The organism is Bacillus sp. MBGLi79 (genome assembly GCF_002953915.1).
In genome coordinates this window covers 172902-173464 of sequence record NZ_CP026521.1, presented here as the reverse complement: position 1 = coordinate 173464, position 563 = coordinate 172902, and the positions used below count along the sequence as shown (strand labels likewise).

Annotated in this window: 1 protein-coding gene and 1 pseudogene (1 of these 2 only partly in view); both read right to left on the bottom strand. The window is 42.8% G+C overall.

What is annotated here, in order from left to right; genetic code table 11:
* Nucleotides 1-68: pseudogene (gene fusA / locus C1T29_RS00940) on the bottom strand (elongation factor G); it reaches 1923 nt to the left of the window's first position.
* Between the two features lie 49 nt (nucleotides 69-117).
* The coding region (rpsG, locus tag C1T29_RS00935; RefSeq protein WP_208945590.1) for a 30S ribosomal protein S7 at nucleotides 118-563 on the bottom strand (446 nt) is incomplete at its 5' end.

The following is a 563-nucleotide window of genomic DNA, read 5'->3' as shown; positions in this document are numbered from 1 at the left end:
TTACCGGCATCGATGTGAGCCATGATTCCGATATTACGAGTTTTTTCTAAGGAGAACTCTCTTGCCATTGGGTCTTTTCTCCTTCCTTCTTAGGGAATAATATTTTGTCGTGTGAGATTACCAGCGATAGTGAGCGAACGCTTTGTTTGCTTCAGCCATCTTATGAGTATCTTCACGTTTCTTAACAGCTGCACCAGTGTTGTTAGCTGCATCAAGGATTTCGTTAGCTAAACGCTCTTCCATCGTTTTTTCTCCGCGAAGACGAGCGTAGTTTACTAACCAGCGAAGTCCAAGAGTCGTACGGCGTTCAGGACGAACCTCTACAGGTACTTGGTAGTTTGCACCACCTACGCGGCGTGCTTTAACTTCAAGCACTGGCATGATGTTCTTCAATGCTTGTTCGAAAACCTCCATTGCATCGTTGCCGGTACGTTCTTTAATAATATCGAATGACTTGTATAGGATTGTTTGAGCTTTACCTTTTTTACCGTCGATCATCATTTTGTTGATCAAACGAGTAACCAGTTTAGAGTTGTAAAGCGGATCAGGTAAAACATCTCTTT